The sequence below is a fragment of the Mesorhizobium sp. WSM3862 genome, assembly GCF_002294985.1.
GTDB lineage: Bacteria > Pseudomonadota > Alphaproteobacteria > Rhizobiales > Rhizobiaceae > Mesorhizobium.
Genome location: NZ_NSGE01000008.1, coordinates 23857 through 45584, shown reverse-complemented (window position 1 = coordinate 45584; position 21728 = coordinate 23857). Strand labels below are relative to the sequence as shown.

Annotated in this window: 19 protein-coding genes; 8 read left to right on the top strand and 11 right to left on the bottom strand. The window is 64.2% G+C overall.

The features are described 5' to 3' along the window. The first annotated feature begins 160 nt into the window (after positions 1 to 160). On the top strand, positions 161 to 349 hold the full coding sequence (locus CK224_RS23000; RefSeq protein WP_066992893.1) for a hypothetical protein: 189 nt from the start codon (positions 161 to 163) through the stop codon (positions 347 to 349). A 95-nt stretch (positions 350 to 444) separates the two neighbouring features. Here CK224_RS23000 and CK224_RS22995 read toward each other — a convergent pair whose 3' ends face one another. Beyond that, positions 445 to 1965, bottom strand: coding sequence for an FAD-dependent oxidoreductase (locus CK224_RS22995; RefSeq protein ID WP_066992889.1), 1521 nt, complete (start codon positions 1963 to 1965; stop codon positions 445 to 447). Between CK224_RS22995 and CK224_RS31455 the strand changes: the two genes are divergently transcribed. Further along, entirely contained in the window at positions 1907 to 2059 is a 153-nt protein-coding gene (locus CK224_RS31455; RefSeq protein WP_164748317.1) for a hypothetical protein, read from the top strand. The genes CK224_RS22995 and CK224_RS31455 overlap by 59 nt on opposite strands. On the opposite strand, the gene CK224_RS22990 is transcribed toward CK224_RS31455, so the two are convergent. The 3 genes from CK224_RS22990 to CK224_RS22980 all read right to left on the bottom strand — a co-directional run bounded on the left by CK224_RS22990 (position 2056) and on the right by CK224_RS22980 (position 5489). After that, on the bottom strand, positions 2056 to 2928 hold the full coding sequence (locus CK224_RS22990) for a ferritin-like domain-containing protein (protein ID WP_095778970.1): 873 nt from the start codon (positions 2926 to 2928) through the stop codon (positions 2056 to 2058). The genes CK224_RS31455 and CK224_RS22990 overlap by 4 nt on opposite strands. Positions 2929 to 3466: 538 nt before the next feature. After that, positions 3467 to 4303, bottom strand: a complete 837-nt coding sequence (locus tag CK224_RS22985) for a BA14K family protein (protein WP_095783342.1) — start codon at positions 4301 to 4303, stop codon at positions 3467 to 3469. A 79-nt stretch (positions 4304 to 4382) separates the two neighbouring features. Then, a complete protein-coding gene (locus tag CK224_RS22980) occupies positions 4383 to 5489 on the bottom strand; it encodes a KamA family radical SAM protein (RefSeq protein WP_066992885.1) in 1107 nt (368 codons plus the stop codon). 181 nt (positions 5490 to 5670) lie between these two features. Between CK224_RS22980 and CK224_RS22975 the strand changes: the two genes are divergently transcribed. After that, entirely contained in the window at positions 5671 to 6606 is a 936-nt protein-coding gene (locus tag CK224_RS22975; protein ID WP_066992882.1) for a hypothetical protein, read from the top strand. A gap of 66 nt (positions 6607 to 6672) precedes the next feature. On the opposite strand, the gene CK224_RS22970 is transcribed toward CK224_RS22975, so the two are convergent. Further along, complete coding sequence (locus CK224_RS22970) at positions 6673 to 8229, bottom strand: serine hydrolase (protein WP_095783341.1); 1557 nt, start codon at positions 8227 to 8229, stop codon at positions 6673 to 6675. Positions 8230 to 8784: 555 nt separating this feature from the next. On the opposite strand from CK224_RS22970, the gene CK224_RS22960 reads away from it, so the two are divergent. Further along, a complete protein-coding gene (locus CK224_RS22960) occupies positions 8785 to 9678 on the top strand; it encodes a hypothetical protein (RefSeq protein WP_095783464.1) in 894 nt (297 codons plus the stop codon). Positions 9679 to 9720: 42 nt separating this feature from the next. Here CK224_RS22960 and CK224_RS22955 read toward each other — a convergent pair whose 3' ends face one another. The 3 genes from CK224_RS22955 to CK224_RS22945 form a co-directional block, all read right to left on the bottom strand. Beyond that, entirely contained in the window at positions 9721 to 11148 is a 1428-nt protein-coding gene (locus tag CK224_RS22955; protein ID WP_095783340.1) for a hypothetical protein, read from the bottom strand. Positions 11149 to 11525: 377 nt separating this feature from the next. Beyond that, complete coding sequence (locus tag CK224_RS22950) at positions 11526 to 12035, bottom strand: Hsp20/alpha crystallin family protein (RefSeq protein WP_067322042.1); 510 nt, start codon at positions 12033 to 12035, stop codon at positions 11526 to 11528. A 104-nt stretch (positions 12036 to 12139) separates the two neighbouring features. After that, positions 12140 to 12610, bottom strand: a complete 471-nt coding sequence (locus CK224_RS22945) for an Hsp20 family protein (protein WP_095783339.1) — start codon at positions 12608 to 12610, stop codon at positions 12140 to 12142. 347 nt (positions 12611 to 12957) lie between these two features. Here CK224_RS22945 and groES point away from each other — a divergent pair, with 347 nt between their 5' ends. The 3 genes from groES to htpG all read left to right on the top strand — a co-directional run bounded on the left by groES (position 12958) and on the right by htpG (position 17117). Then, a complete protein-coding gene (gene groES, locus CK224_RS22940) occupies positions 12958 to 13272 on the top strand; it encodes a co-chaperone GroES (RefSeq protein ID WP_066992870.1) in 315 nt (104 codons plus the stop codon). 52 nt (positions 13273 to 13324) lie between these two features. Next, positions 13325 to 14953, top strand: coding sequence for a chaperonin GroEL (groL, locus tag CK224_RS22935; protein ID WP_066992865.1), 1629 nt, complete (start codon positions 13325 to 13327; stop codon positions 14951 to 14953). Between the two features lie 271 nt (positions 14954 to 15224). Next, positions 15225 to 17117, top strand: a complete 1893-nt coding sequence (gene htpG, locus CK224_RS22930; protein WP_095783338.1) for a molecular chaperone HtpG — start codon at positions 15225 to 15227, stop codon at positions 17115 to 17117. Positions 17118 to 17276: 159 nt separating this feature from the next. Here htpG and CK224_RS22925 read toward each other — a convergent pair whose 3' ends face one another. Then, the gene (locus tag CK224_RS22925) at positions 17277 to 18899 is read right to left on the bottom strand and encodes an ABC-F family ATP-binding cassette domain-containing protein (RefSeq protein ID WP_095780157.1); all 1623 of its coding nucleotides are present in this window, start codon (positions 18897 to 18899) and stop codon (positions 17277 to 17279) included. Positions 18900 to 19166: 267 nt separating this feature from the next. Here CK224_RS22925 and CK224_RS22920 point away from each other — a divergent pair, with 267 nt between their 5' ends. After that, positions 19167 to 19442, top strand: a complete 276-nt coding sequence (locus CK224_RS22920) for a GYD domain-containing protein (RefSeq protein ID WP_245426128.1) — start codon at positions 19167 to 19169, stop codon at positions 19440 to 19442. A gap of 28 nt (positions 19443 to 19470) precedes the next feature. On the opposite strand, the gene CK224_RS22915 is transcribed toward CK224_RS22920, so the two are convergent. Beyond that, positions 19471 to 20214, bottom strand: a complete 744-nt coding sequence (locus CK224_RS22915; protein WP_095783463.1) for a 2OG-Fe(II) oxygenase — start codon at positions 20212 to 20214, stop codon at positions 19471 to 19473. Between the two features lie 80 nt (positions 20215 to 20294). Next, positions 20295 to 21725 (bottom strand): patatin-like phospholipase family protein, encoded by a 1431-nt coding sequence (locus CK224_RS22910; protein WP_095783337.1) that lies wholly within the window; start codon positions 21723 to 21725, stop codon positions 20295 to 20297. Between the last annotated feature and the right edge of the window lie 3 nt (positions 21726 to 21728).

The window sequence follows — 21728 nt, the reverse complement described above, 5'->3', positions numbered from 1 at the left end:
ATCTTGCGGATGTCTTCGTCCCGAAACCGGCTCCCGATTTCGGGCAACATGTTTTGGGGTTTTACGCATGTCTTCCCCTAACCGGTTTCCGATTTCGGGAGATATGCTTTGGAAGGTCGGGCTTGCCCGGCCTTCTTCGTTTCAAATTGCGAGGTAGACCATGGCCGAAACCAGTGTGTTCAAGCCGAAGGGCGACGCCAAGAGCGAAGCCACCACGAAGACGGCGCGCACGATAATCGAGGGCGAAGCGGCAGCGCGGCAGGCAAAGACGGAACGGCTCCGCGCGGCCAGGCTCGCCCGCGGGCCGGTTGAAGCGGAGCCAAAGAAGAAGCCGGCAAGGCGAAAATAGCGACAGAGGTCTCTGGGGAAGTCCCACTTCTCCCGACGCGATTCGGCTCGAGTTCCCGCGGCTGGGGATCGCCGATCCAATGCCCTCCAGCTGAACTATCCCAAACGCCGGATGGCCGGGCCGTTGAGGACAGTTCCGTCCGGCGCGAACTGCGAGCCGTGGCAGGGGCAATCCCAGCATTGCTCGGTCGAATTCCAGTGCACGATGCAGCCGAGATGCGTGCAACTGGCCGAATGCCGGTGCAGCTTGCCGTCGCGATCGCGGCACACGGCGAACTTGCTCAAGCCGTCCTGAAGTATGCCGCCTTCGCCGGGCTCGAGGGCGTCGGCCGACTTAACCTCACCGGGCAGCAAATAGCCGGCAAGGTTCTTCACCGTCGTAAGGTTCTCATTGACGTAGTGCGCGAGCGCGGCGGGCGGCGTCCGGTCGGGGGCGTAGACGGCTTCCCAGGAGTTCGATCCGTCCACGATCAGATCGCGGATCAGCAGTCCGGCCAAGGCGCCATGCGTCATGCCCTGGCCGGAGTCGCCGGTGGCGATGAAGACGTTGCCGTTGCCGGGGCTTCGGCCAATGAAGCCGCAAAAGTCGATTGTTTCGAGGACCTGGCCGGACCATCGCGCTCGTTCTCCGCCAAGATCGGGCACCAATGCCCTGATCCAGGCTTCGAGCGCGACAAAGCGCGCCGCGCCGTCATCCGCTTCGCCCGATTTGTGATCGCGGCCGCCGGCGATGAGACAGTCCGTCTTGCCGGGACCGGGATTGAGGCGGACATAGTAATAGGGATCATCCATGTCCCAGTAGAGCGCATCCGGGAGGGTTCCCCTGGCGATGTCGAAAGCCATCGCATAGGTGCGGTAAGGCGCCATCTTGCTGTGGATCTTGACCCAGGTGTTGATCGGGGAATTGGTGGCAAACACCGCGTTCGAAGCCGTGACGGTGGAGCCGCCGTCGCATTTCAGGCGAACCTTGTCCCCCTCCTCGATTTCGATGACGGCGCTGTCGGCGAATGCCTTGCCGCCTCGTTTCTCGAAATCGGCCAGCAGCGCGCGCAAATATTTCAGCGGGTGGAAGGTCGCCTGGTCTGGATAGCGCAGGATGGGCGCCGTTTCATGGCCCTTGAGCGGCACACCCTTGCCATGCTCAGCCTCGGCGCCGATCTTTGCCGCAGCCGCATACTCCTTGTTGCATTCTCTGGCGGCCTCTTTCTCGTCCATCCATGCGGCCGGGAACAGGAAGCCGTCCAGCCGGCGGAAATCGCAGTCGATCTCCAGCGTGGCGACATGGCGTTCGATGCGGTCGACGGCGGCTTGCTGGCTTTCCTGGAATCCGCGCGCCAGAGCCTCGCCGCGCATGTCGATCAGCGCGCTCAAGCCGTCGTCGCAGATGGGTGCCAGATGGGCGGTCGTGCGCGATGTCATGCCGCCGAGCAAGGGACCGCGATCCACGAGCACCACCCTGCGTCCCGCCAAGGCCAGTTCGTAGGCGATGGAAACGCCGGCGATGCCGGCGCCGATGACGGCTACGTCACAATGCTCATCCTGCTCGAGGCGAGGCGCGTTGGGCAAGCTGGTGTCGAGTGTCCAAAAAGATCTGGTCGCTTCGCTGCTGACGTTCATTGCCTGCCTCGTCGAAACGAAATCGGATGCCCGCGCCGAATGCTGCTCGGCCCGGGTTGCAGATCATCGTGACCGGCTCCACTTCAACGGCTAGGTGCTCTTGAGCGTTCCGTTCATCCCGTTCGGGTAAAAGCCGCCCTTGCTCACACCCGACTGATCGGTCAGATAGACGATGCGCAGCACCTCCTGCGGCGTCCTTGTGAAGGCAATCGCATCCGGCGTTGAAGGAACGACGTTGGCCTTGCCGTCGACCTGAATGCCCTGGTCTTTGTCCTCGTTCCCATCGATCTTGTCGCGTGCGTCGGAAACCGCATTCGCCGCCTTCCAGGCCTTCTCGCCCATGCGATAGAGCGACGACCGCGCCATTCCCATGTGATAGGCCTCGACCGCGAGAATTCCAGCCGCGGCAGCGAGGAATTCCTTGTTCTTCAGGACAGTTGCCGCACCGGCGTAGGCGGTGACACCGACGTCCTCGAACAGCATGCCGCCGAGCACGAAATTCATCTGGTTGCCAAACGCATCGAAATCGTCGCCGAGGCCGGCCGCCTTGGCGACCGCGGCAAAGCCGGCATCGAAATCGATCGCCGGCCGGTCCACCGCATTCGACGCAAGCGTCTTGCGATAGAACCTGACATGGGCAAGCTCGTTTTCCGCGACCTCGCGCATGAATTCACCGAGCGCGGGCGTATCGAAGGCAACCTTTTTGCCGCCGACGACATCGCCGGGTTTGGAACCGATGTCCGAGTCCTCGATGCCTTTTCCCGTGGTGCCGCGGAGGTAATATTCAGCCTCCATATATTCCAGGTTGAGCGCGAAGCGGAAAATGTCTTCGTCTTTTATGTCGTCCTGCGCGGCAGCAGACGAAGTCGCAGCAATGCCGGCCGCTGAAGCAAGGGTCGCTCCAAGACCGATTTGCAGTGCCCGGCGGCGACAAACATGAAGTGAAGGCGTGACAGCGGTCATAGCTTCCTCCCGAAGCCCGCCTGTCAACCGGTTTGGCCTCAATTAGCGGGCCAGCCGCCAAACTTCGCAGAAGGCAGAATGTTCCTGAAAAGAAGCCGATATGGCTTTGCCTGGGGGGAGCCTGATGCGGCCGCGATACGGCTCGCGTGGCGCCGGTGCGGTTTTGCGCAGTCGAAGGCTCGAGCCCTGTCGCCCGGGTCGGCGCCGGGCTTGCAGGCAGGGCGGCGACGGGTGCCTCACTTTCACCTCGGCGCCATGAACGAGGCCCGGGAGAGATGGCCTGCCGCGCTCGGCTTCCCGCTCCAGCCTGACGAGAGCTCAAGCCGCCAGTTGCACCCTCACCGGCTGCGGCGATCATGACGCCGGCGAGCAGGCCGTAGGCGGCTTGCCAGGCCTAGCGGACCTGAGGTGTGAAGGCCGCCTACAGTCCGCCACTGCGTCCGCAACAATAACGGATTCGGCCAATGTTGAGTTACAAAAGGGTGCCTCGCGCCAGATTCAGCGGCCCAGCGTCACTTCGCAGGAACGTGGGCCTGCCCTACTCGCACTGCCGGCGCGGGCCGCCGTCATAGGGCTGGTAGGTGTTGTCCTGCGGATCGTAGGAGCGATAGCGGCTGAAGCAGGAGTCGATATGATCGCCCGACATTTGCGGGCCCAGCAGCCGATCCCTGGAAGGCTGGTCCTCCGGCAAAATCTCTTCCGGCGGGCCGCCATAGGTCGTCGCGTAGCCGTCCCGTGTCGTGGCGTAGCCTTCCATCTCGGCCTGGTCGTCAGTCACCTCGCCTTGATTGGTCATCCAGGGCTGATCGGATTGGTGTCCGTCGGTCGAGGCTGTGCGATCGCCGCCCGGATCGAAATAGGGCGAGATGCAGGGGCGGATCTCCCCGCTATAGGAGCGGTAGCTGTTTTCTTGCGGGCGGTAGCTGCGATAGCGGTTGGCGCACCATTCGAGATGCGCGGCGGGCAATTGTGCCTGCTGGGCCGGCGCCTGCTCCGAAGGCTGTTCAGCCGCATTGGCCTGGCCCGTCTGTGAAGCATTGGGCGGAGAGACCTCGGGCAAGGGCTGCAACTGCCGCGGCGCGGCGGCTTGCGGCGTTGGGAGAGCTGCGGTCTGCGTGGCCGTATCCGCCGCCCTGGCCCCCTCGTCCGCCTTAGCGGACGCGTCGGCGGCCTGCTGGGCCGGGATGCGCTCGAGATCCTGCTTCGCCGGATCGACGGGCCTGGCGTCCTTGGTCCAGAGCTCGGAAACGCCGATCGCCGGCGTTGCCTGGCGCACCGGCTTGGCGGCCAGCAGCCAGGTGGCGAAGGCGAGCCCTGAGGCAAACACGGCCAGGGTCAGCACGAAGCCGCCGACGATTCCCAACAATGCCTTCACGCTGCTCTCCTTCGAGCCCCCGCTTATAGAATGCGGGGGGCGGGATGGGAGTTCCTCTGCCGCCTGACGAAATGAGGAACTAGGCAACCACCTCGCGATACTTCCTCACCTTCCCGTCCTGCCCGCGAATCCGCCATGTCTCGCTGTCCCGGCCCTCGATGTGGCTGGGGCCGAGCGGCACCTTGCCGCCGCCATCGGGCAGATCGATGACATAGGTCGGGTTGCAGATGCCGGAGAGGCGCTGGCGCAGTTCCGCGGCCAGCGCCTGGCCCTCGGCAATCGTGGTGCGGCGGTGCGCCATGCCCGGCGCCAGATCACCATGGTGAAGATAGTAGGGTTTTACGCCTAACCGATAGATCAGCTCGCGGCAGAGCTCTTCCAGCAACTCGACCTTGTCGTTGACGCCCTTCAAGAGAACGCTCTGGTTGAGCAGAACAAAACCCGCCTGCCGCATGGTCCGACAGGCCGTTTCGGTGTCCGGCGTGATCTCGCGCGGGTGGTTGAAGTGGGTGACCACCGTCACCATCAGTCTTCCCAGCAGGGATGCCGTCAGGCCGGGCGTGATGCGCGACGGCAGCGCCACCGGCACGCGGGTGTGGATGCGCAGGAGCCGCACATGCGGGATGGCCTCGATACGGGCGCGGATTTCGGCGAGCGCCTTGTCGGGCAGCGACAGTGGATCGCCGCCGGTCAGGATCACTTCTCGGATCTCGCTATGTTGGGCGATGTAAGCGAGGGCCGGCTCCAGCGCCTCGCGCGTATAGCCGCGGCCGATCGAAGTCAGCGACTCCTTGCGAAAACAGAAGCGGCAATAGATCGCGCATTGATAGGTCGGGAACAAGAGCACGCGGTCGGCATGGCGATGCGTCAGCCTGGGCACCGGGCTGAAGGCGTGGTCGCCGATCGGATCGCCGAGTTCGCCCTCGGCAGTGATCAATTCGTCCGGCGACGGGATCACCTGCGCGCGGATCGGATCGTTCGGATCGTTCCAGTCGATCAGGTCGAGATAGGCTTTCGGCACGCGCACCTTGTGGGCGGCGGCGGCTTGCTGCGCAGCGGCGCGCTCGGCCGGTGAGAGCGGCAGGGCTGCGAGGTCGCGCACATGGCGCACGCCGGCACGCACGTCGTCCTGCCAGGCGGCGTCGGGGCCGCGCGCGGCTTCCTTGAGATCGGTATCTGAGGTCATTGGGGTCTCGGTACGAACTTGCGCGGGATATCGGCCGGATGGATGGCCGGGTCAATCGTTTTGGTTGCCGCAGAGCGGTGGAGCGGCGCGCGAGACCGGCTGGGCCTGATGCCCGGCTTGTCTCGTGGCTTTGAGCGCGACGAAATTGGCGCTAATTTGGCGCAGGCTTCGGGGGACACGAATGGATTTCAGCGCAGGCCATGGCTACCTTCTCATCGGTGGACTCATCCTGGTCGGCGCCGGGCTGCTGATCATTTCGCTGATCGTCAATCTGCGCGTGGCGCACAGCGTGCGCGAGGAACTGCGCCATCGCGAAAAGCTGCTGGAATATTACCGCAACATCTTTTCGCAGCTGGGCGTGATCCTGATCGGCATCGGCGTTTCTCTGTTCATCTTCTTCTTCCAGCAGAACTATCAGGACCAGCGCAAGCGCGAGACCGAGCTGCAGCAGGTTCTCGCCAAACTGGCGGCGCGCGTTGCCCGCGGCGCCCCGGTCATCGAAACGCTGGGCGAGTTCGACGAGATACTGGATGAGGGCAGCGCCTATGTCGGCCCCGAACACGGCGGAAGCAACGCCGCGATCACCGCCAGGGGAACGGAGCTCGCCAAGCAGGTCGAAAAGATCCTGCTGGTCGAACGTGATGTCGATGTTCGAGACTTCGAAATCCTGAACCTGTCGCGCGACCTCGAAGCCACCTTTGTCGTCAACGAGATCGATCCGACGCTGTGGTTCAACATCGTCCGCGACGAGAACGAGATCAAATACGCGACGACGCAGCTAGCCCTCGACTACAAGGACCTGCATGAGGCGATCGGCGACGAGGCGGTCGAAGCCGCGGTCGCCAAGCCCGACAAGGAACCGAAGATCAAGCACGAGGTGCTCGACATCCTCTATGACGCCGACCTGCTGCGCCAGCGCAGCAGGCGGTTTCTCGCCCGCGCCTGCTGGCTGTTCAGCAAGGGAAAGAGTTTCGTCGCCCTTGCACCGGTCGATGCGATCGAGACCGACACCAAATCGCAGCAGGAATGGATCGACCGCGCGAAACCGGTGCTGACGCAGACGAAGTCGGGCAGCGGCGACTGCTTCAAGCTGCTCCGCTACGGGCAGGCATCCTGAGCCCGCTGGTCTTTGTTTTGATACTGTCGTTCACCCAGAATAGCCGCACGGCTCTGGGTGAAGCGATCAGTCACCCACCCGCTGCAGCCTGCCAAGACGATTGTCGTCGAGGAACTCGATCGTGATCGCCGAAGCCTTACCATCGGGGCCGACGACGAAGCTCACGCCCGCCGGCCGGTCCGGCGTCTCGGCGTCGGGATGGGTCAGGAAAAGATCGCCGTCGAAATGCGTCAGCGAATAGGACCGCGCTCCGGCCGGCCCGACCTCGAGCACAAGGCCGTCGCCCGCGCTCGACACGGTCGCGTCGCCGATGAAGTCGTTGGCGTAGCGGCCGGAATAGGCGCTGGCCGGCCGGGCCGGCCTTGGCGGAGACGGTGGCGCGGCATATTCGGCCTTGGCCGCGGCGATCGCCGGACCCAGCATCCCGGCATAGATTCCGTCCCAGGCCTCGACCCAGTCCTTTTCGACTTTTCCGTCGAAGACCAGATCGGCAAAGCTGTCGGACAACCCTTCCGGGACACCGGTCGGGAAGGCGTTCGTAAGGATAACGATGCCAAGCTTCTCCTGCGGAAACAGCGTCGCCACCGTACGCGCACCGACGCTGAAGGCGCCTGCATGGCCCCAGCTCAGGCCGTGCCGGCCGAAATCAATATTCCAGCCGAGGCCATAGAAAGACTCGCCTCCGGTTACGGGATTGCGGCCGAGCGCCATGTGAGGCAGATGCGTCTGTCGCAGCGCATCGGAAGCAATCAGCGTCCGGCCGGCATAAACCCCGTCGCCGAGCACCAGGCGCATCCATTGCATGAGATCGCGCGCGCTGGAATTCACGCCGCCCGCCGGCGCCTGAGGATCGACATTGCGCTTGACCTTTGCGGCCCAGACGCCGTCGATTTTGACATGCAGCGCGGCGCGATTGGCGCGGCTGATGAAGTCCGCGTGACGGGAGCTGGTCGCTGCCATTCCAAGCGGGCGGTAGAGCTTTTCCTCCGCGACCGTCTCCCAGGGCTTGCCTGTCGGCTTCGCGGCCGCCACGGCACCCTCGGTCAGCCCGAAATTGCTGTAGGAATAGCCGGCGCGAAAGCTCGATGATGGCGACACAAAGCGGAGGCGGCGAAGGATTTCGGCGCGGTCGTAGCCGATGCCCTCAAGGTCGTCTCCGGCAGTGCCGGGAAGGCCGCTGCGATGCGTGAAAAGATCGCGGATGGTGAGTTCGCCGGTGGGATAGGGATCGGCAAGGCGGAAGGCCGGATCGAGGTCGGCGATCTTCGAATCCCAGGATACCACCCCGTCGCTGACCAGCGCGGCCACGACGGTAGCCGAGATCGGCTTCGAAAGGGAGGCGATCTGGAACACCGTGTCGGCGTCGACCGGCTCCGGTCTGCCGGCTTCGCGATGCCCGAAACCCTTGAGGAAGATCACCTTGTCGTCATGCACGACGCCGATGGCAAGGCCGGGGACGGCACCATCGGCGACGGCGGCTTGCGCCAGCGCTTCGAGCTTCGGCAAGGCGGCGGCGATGCGCGCGGGCGTGACGGGATCGGCCGATGCCGCGTGCGGCCAAAGCGCCACTCCGGCGATGAAGGCCAAAACCGTCAAATGACAGAGATCCCGACCAAGCCGCATCGCGCGCTCCCTTCCCTGCATTCACCCTAAGATTGTACAGGCCGGCACCGGCCTGGCCAAGCCCTGCGCCGCCCTGATCATCCTCCCAATCGACTGGTGTGGCGCCGGGTGCGTCCCTCACCTCTGGGCCTGCGCCCGCCTTAGAAGGTCCGTCCCCGACATCATGACTGTGCTCTGGACACGAAAGCTTGCGTTCCTTCGCCCCTCTGTCCTGCCGGACATCTCCCCCACTTGGGGGGAGATCAGATGTGGCGCCGGCTTTCGCCAATCATCGACGGTGCAAAGGGAGAGCCGTCAGCGGCACTGCCAATCTCTCCCCTCGTGGGGGAGATGTCCGGCAGGGCAGAGGGTAGCGCCGTAGAGCGCAACTGTCGCGGCGTGCCTCACCTCCTCGCCGACATCGAGCGGCAAGATCCAGCGGTTCCTGCTGAGGAAGGCGGAGGTAGAGAAGCGGAAGGCCGGATAAAATTCGGGTCCTCCCGGGGATTCCGCCACGCAAAAGCCGACAAGTCAGGCGAAGGCCACAAGGGCTTTGGTTTGAATTGGGGTTATAGAATGCGGCTGGTCTGGGCGTTTTCGTTCGCGCTGGCGAGCGGCGTGGTTTTCGCGGCATCGCCGGAGGACGACTATATCGCCGCGCGCAACAAGGCGATTTCCGACATCGCGGCGCAAGAGAGCTCGAACGCGGAAGTGGAGACGCTCGATGCTGCCAACACCAAGGCGCTGGCCGATCTGGAAAAGCGTCTTTCCGCCGTTCTCGGCCCGCTTTCGGTCAAGGATTTTCCGGCAACCGGCACGATCAATCTGCAGAGCCTGAGCGCCTCCGATATTGGCTTTGGCATGCTGGACGGGCTGCGCTACGCCAAGAGCGACGCCGGCCCGAGCATCGTCGCGACGACACGCGGGCTGGTCGAGCGCTGGCTGCGGTCCAAGGCTGACGAGGAGGATGAAAGCCTCCGGCTGCCCGCCGGCATCGACGAGGCGCTCAAGCTAGACGCCTTCTATACCCAGGCTATCGGCAGCGACGCCGCATTCGTGAAGACGCTCGACTTTTCGCTGAAGAAGCCCGAAGGCGCCGATATCGCCGTCGCGCGGCTCGGCGGCTGGACGCAGGATGTCGGACCGATCTACGACCAGCAGGTCGTCGTCGCGGTGGTAAAGGGCGACCGCGTCCTGATCGCCGAGGCGCCCGCGTCACCGGCCGTGCCGAAGATCGCGGCCTGCGAGGCGCTTTGGACCGCGGCGGACGCGGCTGCCCAGAAATTTCAGCAGACCTATCAGAACTCGGACCTGAAGGACCAGCAGGCCTATGATTCCGCCAACGCCGCCTGGGAAAAAGGCGACGGCGATTATCGCGCCTGCATGGGCGAGCGCCTGCCGGGCGATCCGGCCTTCCCGGCACTGCTTGCCGAGGCCCAGCAGCTTGCTGACCGGATGACCGGGAAGTAGGCCCAGAGCGGTGAGGCGCCGAGCTGGCTAGACATCCTTCCCTCAGCTCGCGGCGGCCCTCATGTTGCGCCGGCGCCTGGCGGTGGGCCGCGCCGGCTCCACGATATGCCCGTTGGTGACATGCCCATTCGTCACGGGCACAACATCCTGCCGAGCCCGGGCGTCCGTCACCCTGTGCAGCCGCTCGTAAGGCAGCAGCTCCTTGATGCGGGTATTCAGCGTCTCGACCTCGGCGCGCAGGTCCTCGCATTCCTGTTTCTGGATATCGAGCTGGATCTGCTCCGACGCCTGCTGCAGCGATAGCTGCGAGAGATTGGTGCTGATCACCGACAAATTCTTCTTGTCCAATTCGCTCTCGTTCCTGAGAACGGCAAGCTTCTCTTCCGCGATCTGCCGCTCGGTCACGGCGTCATTCAACTGCGCCCTCAGTCCTGTCGCCTCGGCGACCGCATCGGTCTTGTCGATGGAGGCCTGCTCGAGCCGCGATTGCAGCTCCTGGATTTCGGAGCGCAAGCCGCGCAGCTCCGCCCGGCTCCGCGCAAGCTCCGCCGCGCCATCGCTTTCGGCAATGCGGGCGGCTTCGGTTACCTCGGCAAGCTTGGCCTGCGTCGTCTCCAACGATTTCTGCAGCCGGGCCTCCTCCTTCTCGTGGCTACCGAGTTGGGCCATCAGTTCGGCAACGCGCGTGGCTTCGTTGGCGTGGGTCGCCGCGAACTCGTCGAATTTGTGCCGGGCCTCGGCCTCGCGCTTTTGCGCCTGCTCCAGCTCGATCGAAAGCCCGACCTGCTTCTCGCGCAGCAGCTTGTTCTCGACAGCGCGCCTGTCGGCTTCGACGGTCTTGGCCGTCAGGGTCTTGACGATCTCACCGAACTCAGCCTCGCGCCTGGCGCTCTCATTGCCCATCTCGACCATTTCGAGCCGCACCGCTGCAAGCGCCTCGCGCAGCGACTCCCTGTCCTGGACGAGACTTGCCTCGCGCTGCTGCCAGGCCTCGGCCGCGCCGTCGCGTTCGCGCTGCTTGCGCGTAGCGTCAAGCAATTGTTCCGACAAGGCCTTGTGTTCGGCGCCCAGAGCGGCGTTCTCCAGCTCCAGCTCATTGGCGCGCAGCGCATCGCGATGCAGGGCGTTCAGGATATCGCGCGTCATGTGGTGCGCTGTGGCGATCTCGGCCAGCCTTGACCCGATCTCCTCCAGATGACCCTGTCCGTCGCGGAAGAGTCCGGAAACGGCTTCCAAGGCGGCCAACCGTGTCTGGGTGTGCGGCGTCAGCCGGGAGGCGGAAGCCTCGGACTGGGTCTCGCCCGGCGGATCCTCCTCGCTTGCCGCCAGGTCGGCGGCAGAATCGTATCCCGGGGACGTCTCTTCGTCAGCCGAAAGACATTCTTCGAAAGCCTCAGCCAGATCCGACTGGAGCTCTTGAAATTCCTTGTCTACGTCCTCGGCCCGTTTGATCAGGGATTTGAAATTCATAACGGCACACCTGTTACGCTCACACCCGCCGTATTACTTAACGAATTGCTAATCTAGCCCTTAACGTTCCGTACGGGAAGCCTGACCAAAAGAAGGAAGGAATTAAGGTTATCACGGATTTCCAGAGGCTTGCGCGGTGTTCCGTCAGCGGCATCTGCGCTCAGCGCGGTAAACGGTTAGAATGGCCTGCGTCGGCCGCACGTCATCGAGCCGCAAGCGAGCATCTGGCGCCTCGCTGCGGGCGGATCACTCGTTGGAAAGGGAGCCGTTCCACGCTCCAGCCAGCACCCACGCCAGCGTTGGCCGTTCCATCTAGCGCCGAGGTTCCGTCATGCCGCAGGGGCCGGACCCGTCGGTCCAACCCCTGCATCCAGGCATCAGCTCTTGATTTCGATACGCTTGGCCTGCGACTGTGCCTTCGCGGTCTTGGGCAGCATTACCGTCAGCACGCCGTTCTTGAAGCGGGCATCGATCTTGTCTTCTTCGATCTCGTAGCCCAGCGGGATTCGACGCTCGAAGCGGCCATAGATGCGCTCGGAGAACTGCCGCTCCTTGTCCTCCGTCTCGGAGCGCTTTTCACCCTTCAGCGTCAGCACGCCATCATCAAGCAGCACCTCGATGTCCTTCTCGTCCAGGCCCGGGACTTCGGCCGCCACCTTGATCTCCTTCTCGTTGTCGGAGATCTCAACGCTCGGCCAGCCGGCACCAAAGGCTGATACGCCGCCTAGGGATGGCAAGCCGGAACCGAAACCCCGGAAGACGTCGTCGAACAGCCGATTCACCTCGCGATGCAGCGACAGGAAAGGATCGCGTTCGCCGTCGCGGAAGACACTTGGAACCTGGTTGCCATTGTTTCGGCCCCAGGGAATCAGATCACGAACACTCATTTTTTCCTCCTTTCTGTTCATCTCCTTTCTGTTCATCCGGAAGACAATGCCCTCAAGCGCCGGGAACATCACCCGGCGCTTGGCGCAAAGCGCGGCGAGAAGGCTCAGGCCGCCTCGGCCTCGATTTTCTTTGTCGCGGCCTTTGGCGATGATTTGTCCGCCGTGATCTCGATCCGGCGCGGCTTCATTTCTTCCGGGATCTCGCGTTTGAGGTCGATTGTCAGCAGGCCGTTGACGAGGCTCGCATCGACGACCTTGACGTGATCGGCAAGCTCGAAGCGACGCTGGAATGCGCGGCCGGCAATGCCGCGATGCAGGTACTCGCCGTTGTCCTCGCCTGCCTTTTGGCCAGAAACCATCAGCATGTTCTGCTCCTGGGTAATGGCCAGTTCGTCCTGGCTGAAGCCTGCCAGGGCCATGGTGATGCGGTAGTCGTCCTCGCCGCTCTTGGCGATATCGTAGGGCGGCCAGTTGTCAGCGGTTTCGATGCGGCTTGCGGTCTCGAGCGCGTTCAGCATTCGATCGAAGCCGATGCTCGACCGGAACAGGGGAGAAAAGTCGAAACTGGTTCTCATAGCTACATCCTCCATTGAGCAACATAGATACGAGGAGCGCCAAGGCAGCGGCGCTCCTTGACCTTGCCGGCCACTTCAGGCGCCGGCAGGTTCGATTTGGGAATTGATTCCTTTGCCGTCAAGGGTCCGGGACGTGCCCGTCAAAGCTGCATAATTACCTTTGTTTTCACGGCGCTAGCACTCGGCTGTTGCGAGTGCCAAAAAATTTCTTGCGGCCTCTTGAAACCGGCGCGTGCAAAACCAAATCCACATGCGCGAGGCCGAAAAGGATCGCGAGCCCCGCTCCGGTCCTTCCGGTCCGGAGTGGAGGAACCTCTCAAAATCTGTTTGTCCCGAAGGAGAACGATATGAAGTTCCATCCATTGCATGACCGCGTTCTGGTCCGCCGCGTCGAGGCCGAGGAGAAGACGGCCGGCGGCATCATCATCCCGGACACGGCGAAGGAGAAGCCGCAGGAAGGCGAGATCATCGCCGTCGGTTCCGGCGCGCGCGACGAGAGCGGCAAGCTCATTCCCCTCGACGTCAAAGTCGGCGACCGCATCCTGTTCGGCAAGTGGTCCGGCACCGAAATCAAGCTCAACGGTGAAGACCTGCTCATCATGAAGGAAAGCGACGTGATGGGTGTGGTCGAGCAGACATCGGCGTTGGGAAAAGCGGCTTGAACCGGCCCACCCGATCCGGTGAATGAAAGCTGCCTGCTGAAGGAGTGTTCCAATGGCTGCCAAGGAAGTGAAATTCCATTCCGACGCCCGCGACCGCATGTTGCGCGGCGTCAATATTCTCGCCGACGCGGTGAAAGTCACCCTCGGCCCTAAGGGCCGCAATGTCGTCATCGACAAGTCGTTCGGCGCTCCGCGCATCACCAAGGACGGCGTCACTGTCGCCAAGGAGATCGAGCTCGAGGACAAGTTCGAGAACATGGGCGCGCAGATGGTGCGCGAGGTCGCCTCGAAAACCAGCGATATCGCCGGCGACGGCACGACCACCGCGACCGTTCTCGCCCAGGCCATCGTCAGGGAAGGTGCCAAGGCCGTTGCCGCCGGCATGAATCCCATGGATCTGAAGCGCGGCATCGACAAAGCCGTCGAGGCTATTGTTCAGGAGTTGAAGACCAACGCCCGCAAGGTGACCAGAAATGACGAGATCGCCCAGGTCGGCACGATTTCGGCCAATGGTGATGCCGAGATCGGCCGTTTCCTTGCTGAGGCGATGCAGAAGGTCGGCAACGAGGGCGTCATCACCGTCGAGGAAGCCAAGACCGCCGACACCGAGCTGGAAGTGGTCGAAGGCATGCAGTTCGATCGCGGTTATCTCTCGCCTTACTTCATCACCAATCAGGATAAGATGCGCGTCGAGCTCGAAGAGCCCTATGTGCTGATCCACGAGAAGAAGCTTTCCAACCTGCAGGCGCTGCTGCCGGTTCTGGAGGCGGTGGTTCAGTCGGCGAAGCCCCTGCTCATCATCGCGGAGGATGTCGAGGGCGAGGCGCTCGCGACGCTGGTGGTCAACAAGCTGCGCGGCGGCCTGAAGGTTGCGGCCGTCAAGGCTCCGGGCTTCGGCGACCGCCGCAAGGCCATGCTGGAGGACATCGCCATCCTCACCGGCGGCACCGCTATCAGCGAGGATCTCGGCATCAAGCTTGAGAACGTCACGCTGGAGATGCTCGGCCGCACCAAGAAAGTGGTGGTCGAGAAGGAGAACACCACGATCGTCGATGGCGCCGGCAAGAAGGAGGAGATCCAGGGCCGCGTCGCGCAGATCAAGGCGCAAATCGAGGAGACCACCTCGGACTACGATCGCGAGAAGCTGCAGGAGCGTCTGGCCAAGCTCGCCGGCGGCGTGGCTGTGATCCGCGTCGGCGGTTCGACGGAGGTCGAGGTCAGGGAGCGCAAGGACCGCGTCGACGATGCCATGCATGCGACGCGCGCGGCGGTCGAGGAAGGCATTCTTCCGGGCGGCGGCGTGGCGCTGCTCAGGGCCGCCAATGCGCTCGACGCGGTGGCTGCCGACAACCCCGACCAGAGATACGGCGTCGACATCGTGCGGCGCGCCATCGAGGCGCCGGCGCGTCAGATCGCCGAGAACAGCGGGGCGGAAGGCTCGATCATCGTCGGCAAGCTGCGCGAGAAGACCGATTTCGCCTATGGCTGGAACGCCCAGACCGGCGAATATGGCGATCTTTTCAGCCAGGGCGTTATCGATCCGGCCAAGGTCGTGCGCACCGCGCTGCAGGATGCAGCCTCGATCGCCGGCCTGCTCGTCACCACCGAGGCGATGGTCGCCGAGAAGCCGAAGAAGGAAGCGGCACCCGCCATGCCCGCCGGCGCCGGCATGGACTTCTAGGACGCTGGGGAGGCGCGGCGCCGACACAGCCAATCTCCCCCGACAGGGTTCAAATTGGGGGAGATTGGTCGGCAGGGCAAAAGGGAGCGCGAGGGAAACGGCACCCTTCTGAATTGACAAGAACCGGAAAAGCGAGAAAGCACTCCGCGACAGATCGGCTGGCGGGAGCGCCCCCTTTGTCCTGTCGGACATCTCCCCTCATCGGCGGAGATCGGCAGCTTCGACACGCCGCGGCGCGACGGGCCAGAGTTACTATGTGGGAAGATTCTGAATGACGACGGATACCAAGACGACGGAAACCAGGACATTCGAGGCGGATGTCTCGCGGCTGCTGCACATGATGGTGCATTCGGTCTATTCGGACCGGGAAGTCTTCCTGCGCGAGCTGATCTCCAACGGCGCGGACGCGTGCGAGAAGCTGCGCTTCGAAGCGATCACCCGTCCCGAGCTGCTGGGCGAGGACGCAAAGCCGCGCATCACCATTTCGGCCGACCCCGACAACAAGCAGCTTGCCGTCGAGGACAACGGCATCGGCATGGGCCGCGAGGAGATGGCCGAGGCTCTGGGCACCATAGCACGCTCCGGCACCCGTGCCTTCATCGAGCGCGTCGAGGCCGGCAAGGCGACTGAGGACTCGCAACTCATCGGCCAGTTCGGCGTCGGCTTCTACTCCGCTTTCATGGTGGCCGATCATGTCGATGTCATCAGCCGGCAGGCCGGCAGCGAGGAAGCCTGGCGCTGGTCTTCCGACGGCAAGGGCACCTACGAGATCGCTCCCGTGCCGCTTGCGGCAGCTCCCAGGCGCGGCACGCGCGTCGTGCTGCATCTGATGGACGATGCGAGTTCCTACACCACGCCTTACCGGCTCGAAGGGCTGGCGAAGTCGCAGTCCGGCCACGTGCCGGTGCCGATCACGCTTGTTGAGAAGCCGGGCGCCGAGCCGCGCGATATCGCCGACGGCACGGCGCTCTGGGTGAGGCCGAAGAGCGACATAAAGCCCGAGGAATATACCGACTTCTACCGCAGCATCGCCGGCCAGTATGACGAGCCGGCCGCCACCATCCACTTCCGCGCCGAGGGTCGGCACGAATACAGCGCGCTTGCCTTCGTGCCGGGCTCGCGTCCGTTCGATCTCTTCGACCAGGACCGCAAGGGTCGTATGAAGCTCTACGTGCGGCGCGTCTTCATCACCGACGATGCCGACGTGTTGCCGCGCTATCTGCGCTTCGTCCGCGGCCTGGTCGATTCCGCCGATCTGCCGCTCAACGTCTCGCGCGAGATGATCCAGGAAAGCCCGCTGCTCGCCGCGATCCGCAAGGGTGTCACCAACCGCGTCCTCGGCGACCTCGCTAAAACGGCCGATAACGATGCCGAGGCCTACGCCAAGATCTGGGAGAATTTCGGCGTCGTGCTCAAGGAGGGGCTCTACGAGGACTACGAGCGGCGCGAGCAGCTGCTGAAGCTCGCCCGCTTCCGCTCGACCGCTTCCGGCGAAGCGCTGCGCAGCCTGGCCGATTATGTCGCCGCAATGAAGGAAGGGCAGAAGGCGATCTTCTTCATGGCCGGGGAAGACCGCGCCCGGCTCGAGGCCTCGCCGCAGCTCGAAGGGTTCCGGGCGCGCGGTATCGAAGTGCTGCTTTTGACCGATCCGGTCGACAGTTTCTGGACGACGATGGCGCCGGAATTCGACGGCAAGCCGTTCAGATCGGTAACGCAGGGCGCGGCCGAACTGTCGGAGATCACGCTGCTCGACACTGCGTCCAAGCCGGATGCCGAAATCTCGTCCGAAATCGCGACCTTCCTGGCCTTCGTGAAGACGGCGCTGGGAGACGAGGTCTCGGACGTGAAGGCCTCCGACCGCCTGACTGAAAGCGCGGTCTGCCTGGTCGCGCCCGAGCACGGTCCCGACCGCCAGTTCGAGCGGCTGCTCAACGCGGCCGGCCGCCTCGACAAGGCGGCGAAGCCGATCCTCGAGATCAACCCGCGGCACGAGCGCGTCACGGCGCTGGCGAAGCTCGGCGACGGCGAGCGCGCTTTCAAGGAAGACGCCGCGCATCTGCTTTACGACGAGGCGCGCGTGCTGGACGGCGACAAGCCGGCCGATGCCAGGGCGTTTTCGGCGCGGCTTGCTCGCCTGATCGAGCGCGGTTTGGCGAGGGAGTAGTGGGGGCGTTGGGCGCCTCACGGAGCCCGGATCCTGCCGTGACTTCTCACGAGGAGGTGGCGCAAGGGTGAGATCGGTCGCGATTCTTCGCGCCCCCTCTGTCCTGCCGACGGGTCAAGGCTTCTCCACGCTACTACGCTCGGAGGTCAGAGCGCCGCCCTACCCCCTCAGCCCCGGTGCCTCTTGCCCCGTCCTGGCGACATATTCCGTATAGCCGCCGCCATAGGTGTGGATGCCATCCGGCGTGAGCTCCAGCACGCGGTTCGATAGTGCGGACAGGAAATGGCGGTCGTGCGAGACGAACAGCATCGTGCCTTCATATTGCGCCAGCGCCTCGATCAGCATCTGCTTGGTCGCCATGTCGAGGTGGTTGGTCGGCTCGTCGAGCACCAGAAGGTTCGGCGGATCGAACAGCATCAGCGCCATGACCAGCCTTGCCTTCTCGCCGCCCGAGAGCACGCGGCACTTCTTCTCGATCTCGTCGCCGGAAAAGCCGAAGCAGCCGGCTAAAGCCCTGAGCGGCGCCTGGCCGGCCTGCGGGAAATTGTCTTCCAGCGTCTGAAACACGGTGCGCTCGCCGTCGAGCAGTTCCATGGCGTGCTGGGCGAAATAGCCCATCTTGACGCTCGGACCGCGCGCCACCGAGCCCTCATCCGGCTCGGAGGCGCCGGCCACGAGCTTCAAAAGCGTCGACTTGCCGGCGCCGTTGACGCCCATCACGCACCAGCGCTCGCGGCGGCGGATCTGGAAGTCGAGGCCGGCATAGATCGAGCGGCTGCCATAGGATTTGTGGATGCCCTTCAGCGTCGCCACGTCCTCGCCGCAGCGCGGCGCAGGCTGGAACTCGAAGGCCACCGTCTGGCGACGCTTGGGCGGCTCGATGCGGTCGATCTTGTCGAGCTTCTTCACCCGGCTCTGCACCTGGGCGGCGTGCGAGGCGCGCGCCTTGAAGCGCTCGATGAAGGCGATCTCCTTGGCAAGCATCGCCTGCTGGCGGTCGAACTGCGCCTGCAGCTGCTTGTCGGCCAGCGCCCGCTGCTCCTGGTAGAATTCGTAGTTGCCGGAATAGGAGGTGAGCCCGCCGGCGTCGATCTCGATCACCTTCGAAACGATGCGGTTCATGAACTCGCGGTCATGCGAGGTCATCAGCAGCGCGCCGTCATAGTCCTTGAGGAATTTCTCCAGCCAGATCAGGCTCTCAAGATCGAGATGGTTGCTCGGCTCGTCGAGCAGCATGACGTCGGGCCGCATCAGCAGGATACGGGCGAGCGCGACGCGCATCTTCCAGCCGCCGGAGAGTTTTGCAACGTCGCCGTCCATCATCTCCTGGGAGAAGCCGAGGCCGTCGAGCACCTCGCGGGCGCGGCCGTCGAGCGCATAGCCGTCGAGTTCCTCGAAGCGGTGCTGCAACTCGCCATAGCGCTCGATGATCGCGTCCATCTCGTCGGCGCGGTCGGGATCGCCCATGGCGTTCTCGAGCTCGCGCATCTCGGCTGCGACGGCGCTCACCGGGCCGGCGCCTTCCATCACCTCGGCGACGGCGCTCATCCCCTCCATGTCACCGACATCCTGACTGAAATAGCCGATGGTAACGCCGCGATCGACCGAGACTTGGCCTTCGTCCGGCTGCTCCTGGCCGATGATCATGCGGAAGAGCGTAGTCTTGCCGGCGCCGTTCGGGCCGACGAGGCCGACCTTCTCGCCCTTCTGCAGGGCGGCCGAGGCTTCGATGAAGACAATCTGACGGCCGTTCTGCTTGCCGATATTTTCGAGACGGATCATGGGACGGTCCGGGAAACTGCGCTGAGATGGCGGGATTTGCCCGGGGCATACGCGAATGAGGGTGCGGAGGGAAGAGGCAGAAGCGCCGCATCCGCGCGCTCGGCTATTCCTTCGAGGCAGAACCCAGCCGCAGTGAAATTGATTGGCGTCGCCGACCGATCGAGCGCTTAGTGCTGGAGCCAACCACTTGATGGGCTCTGGTAAGGGAGGTCAACCATGGCCATGTACCTGACGCGCTTCAGCTACACGCCCGAGACCTGAGCGCGAATGATCGAAAACCCCGAGGATCGCCGCAAGGCGGCCAGCTCATACATAGAATCGGTCGGCGGAAAGCTGCACGGGTTCTGGTATGCGTTCGGCGAACACGACGGGTGGAACCTGTGGGAGGCGCCGGACAATGTTTCGATGGCGTCCGTCGTGCTCGCCATCGGTGCCGGAGGGGCACTCAGCTCCTGCGAGACCACCGTCCTCCTCAGCGTCGAGGAGACGATGGACGCGCTAAGCAGGGCGAAATCGATCCGTTATCGGCGGCCTGGAACGTAGAGCCGAGAAAAGCCGCCTCGGAGGGGTGTCACCTCGCGTCGTGGAAGATGATACCGAGCGTATGTCGCCTGCCCGAGCGCAGGCGGCTGACGCCGTGGCGCAGGTTGACGCGATAGTAACCTCGCGTGCCCTCCACGGGCCGGTTGTGCACGGCGAAGATCACCGCGTCGCCGCGCTTGAGCGGCACCACCTCGGCGCGGCTCTGCATGCGCGGGCGCTGCTCGGTCAGCACGAATTCGCCGCCGGTGAAATCCTTGCCGGGTTCGGAGAGCAGGATCGCCACCTGCAGCGGAAAGGCGAGCGCGCCATAGAGATCCTGGTGAAGACAGTTGAAGTCGCCGGGGCCGTATTGCAGCAGAAGCGGCGTCGGCTTGGTTTGGCCCTCGTCGTGGCAACGCTTGAGGAAGGCGGCGTGGTCGGAAGGGTAACGGAGCGCGGCGCCCATCTTCTCGTTCCAGTCATTGGCGACGTCGGCGAGCCGTGGATAAAGCGCAGTGCGCAGGCCCTCGATCAGATCAGGCAGCGGATAACGGAAATAGCGGTACTCGCCCCTGCCGAAGCCATGGCGCGCCATCACCACATGGCTGCGGAAATGTTCTTCGTGCGGATAGAGCGCGGCGATTTCGGCGCATTCCTCCGGCGAAAGCAGGCCGGGTATGACAGCGCAGCCCTGGGCGTTGAGCTCGGAGACGAGCGCGCGCCAGTCCTGCGCGGCGACACGGGATTCGGCGGAGCGTCCGGCACGTTTGGTGTTGAGGGAATGGACAGTCATGAGCGCCTCCTTCGATGCCATCAAAGTGGGGCGGAGGCGAAGCGGCGGCCACCCGATTCCTGCGGAAATGGCGCGCGGTCTTACTGCGAACCAGCCACAACGAAGCCCGCGCGACCCTGAGCGCGGCGGAATGCCTGCTGCAGGCGCGGGTTGAGGCGCACCGCGTCGCGGCCGGCCTGGATGGTCCGCTCGACCTGCTCCGGCGTCAGCCTCAGCCGGGTCGGGATGACGTTCAGCGCGGCTGCCTCGTCTGGCGGCAGGTCGGCGAAGGAGACCAGTTCAACCACCATCTGGACGTCGCGGCACTTCCAGCCGGACAGGCCGCCGCGGTAGCGCGCTACCGCCGCCGCCGGCAGGCTGCAGCGATATTTGACCAGCTTTTCGCGCCACAGCCGGAATTCGAGCTTGAGGGAATCGAATTCGTCGCGCACCGAGGACGCGATCGAGGTGCCGGCGGTGGCGTCGATCATGTCGACCAGGCCCGGTCCCTGCTTGACCTTGACCCAGTCGGGTTCTTTCCTGCGGCCCGCATCGGCAACGATCATGATCAGCGTTCGCATCCTCACCGCCGCCTGCGGCGACAACGGGCTGTGCGGACTGCCGGCGATGTCGAGCGATTCCGCGAAGCCGACCACCGCGATGTTGTCGGTCAATCCGCCGTCGAGCAGCTTGATGTAGTTGACGCGGTCGTTGTTCTGGTAGGACTCCATGGCGCGAGCCGCGGCCTTGACCCGTTCCGGTGCCTCCGGATCGTTGAGACCGCGTTCGATCCAGTCCGGCTGCTTGTAGTTGCATCTGGTTGTCGGCGTGGTCGTCGAGACGACAACCGGCGCGAACACCGCGGGGAACGCCGCCGAGGCCGCCACCGCATCGGCGATACGAAGCCTGTCGAGATCGCTGCAAATAGCCGCGAAGCGGTCGTAGGTGAAGCCGAAGGCCGTGCCGTTGTAGATGTCGGAGGCGTGGATCCAGACCAGCGGGGCGCCGGGACGTCTGAAGGCGCTGTATGTGGCACCGTCGAACAGGTTCCTGTCCAGCCACGCGGCAAAGGTGTTGCGGTCGTTGACGCCGCCTTTCCACAGCCGCGCCAGATTGGCCGGAGCGAGCTTGGCGGTGTGCAGCGAGCTCTCAGCATCGCGCAGCAAGAAGCGCTCGCGAAGCTCGCGGTAACCACGCCCTTTGTAGCCGAGATAGGCCGCCGTCACCGCACCGCCAGAAACGCCGCCGACGACGCGCACGTCGTCGATCAGCGTATGCGCTCGCCCGCCGCTGCCGGCCACGACATCGTCGAGCGCCCGAAGCACGCCGTAGCTGAAGGCGGTGGCGCGCGTGCCGCCGCCAGAGAAGGACAGCGCGACCACGGTCGACCCGTCGGCGGGAGCATCGGGAAGGTAGTCCGGCGAGCCAGGCCCGACTTGCGTCACATGGGTGTTGATGGGCTCGACGTCATTGGCGACGCATCCGGCCAGCAGAGCCGCTGCCAACACAAGCAAGCCCACACGCCAACGCATCGA

Excerpts from the sequence above, each read along its gene's own strand:
- CK224_RS22980 (WP_066992885.1), bottom strand. The coding sequence starts at position 5,489 with ATGACCTCAGATACCGATCTCAAGGAAGCCGCGCGCGGCCCCGACGCC.
- CK224_RS22975 (WP_066992882.1), top strand. The coding sequence starts at position 5,671 with ATGGATTTCAGCGCAGGCCATGGCTACCTTCTCATCGGTGGACTCATC.
- CK224_RS22925 (WP_095780157.1), bottom strand. The coding sequence starts at position 18,899 with ATGATCCGTCTCGAAAATATCGGCAAGCAGAACGGCCGTCAGATTGTC.
- groL (WP_066992865.1), top strand. The coding sequence starts at position 13,325 with ATGGCTGCCAAGGAAGTGAAATTCCATTCCGACGCCCGCGACCGCATG.
- CK224_RS22945 (WP_095783339.1), bottom strand. The coding sequence starts at position 12,610 with ATGAGAACCAGTTTCGACTTTTCTCCCCTGTTCCGGTCGAGCATCGGC.
- CK224_RS22955 (WP_095783340.1), bottom strand. The coding sequence starts at position 11,148 with ATGAATTTCAAATCCCTGATCAAACGGGCCGAGGACGTAGACAAGGAA.
- CK224_RS22915 (WP_095783463.1), bottom strand. The coding sequence starts at position 20,214 with ATGACTGTCCATTCCCTCAACACCAAACGTGCCGGACGCTCCGCCGAA.
- CK224_RS22970 (WP_095783341.1), bottom strand. The coding sequence starts at position 8,229 with ATGCGGCTTGGTCGGGATCTCTGTCATTTGACGGTTTTGGCCTTCATC.
- htpG (WP_095783338.1), top strand. The coding sequence starts at position 15,225 with ATGACGACGGATACCAAGACGACGGAAACCAGGACATTCGAGGCGGAT.
- CK224_RS22950 (WP_067322042.1), bottom strand. The coding sequence starts at position 12,035 with ATGAGTGTTCGTGATCTGATTCCCTGGGGCCGAAACAATGGCAACCAG.
- CK224_RS23000 (WP_066992893.1), top strand. The coding sequence starts at position 161 with ATGGCCGAAACCAGTGTGTTCAAGCCGAAGGGCGACGCCAAGAGCGAA.
- CK224_RS22910 (WP_095783337.1), bottom strand. The coding sequence starts at position 21,725 with ATGCGTTGGCGTGTGGGCTTGCTTGTGTTGGCAGCGGCTCTGCTGGCC.
- groES (WP_066992870.1), top strand. The coding sequence starts at position 12,958 with ATGAAGTTCCATCCATTGCATGACCGCGTTCTGGTCCGCCGCGTCGAG.
- CK224_RS22920 (WP_245426128.1), top strand. The coding sequence starts at position 19,167 with ATGATCGAAAACCCCGAGGATCGCCGCAAGGCGGCCAGCTCATACATA.
- CK224_RS22990 (WP_095778970.1), bottom strand. The coding sequence starts at position 2,928 with ATGACCGCTGTCACGCCTTCACTTCATGTTTGTCGCCGCCGGGCACTG.
- CK224_RS22960 (WP_095783464.1), top strand. The coding sequence starts at position 8,785 with ATGCGGCTGGTCTGGGCGTTTTCGTTCGCGCTGGCGAGCGGCGTGGTT.
- CK224_RS22995 (WP_066992889.1), bottom strand. The coding sequence starts at position 1,965 with ATGAACGTCAGCAGCGAAGCGACCAGATCTTTTTGGACACTCGACACC.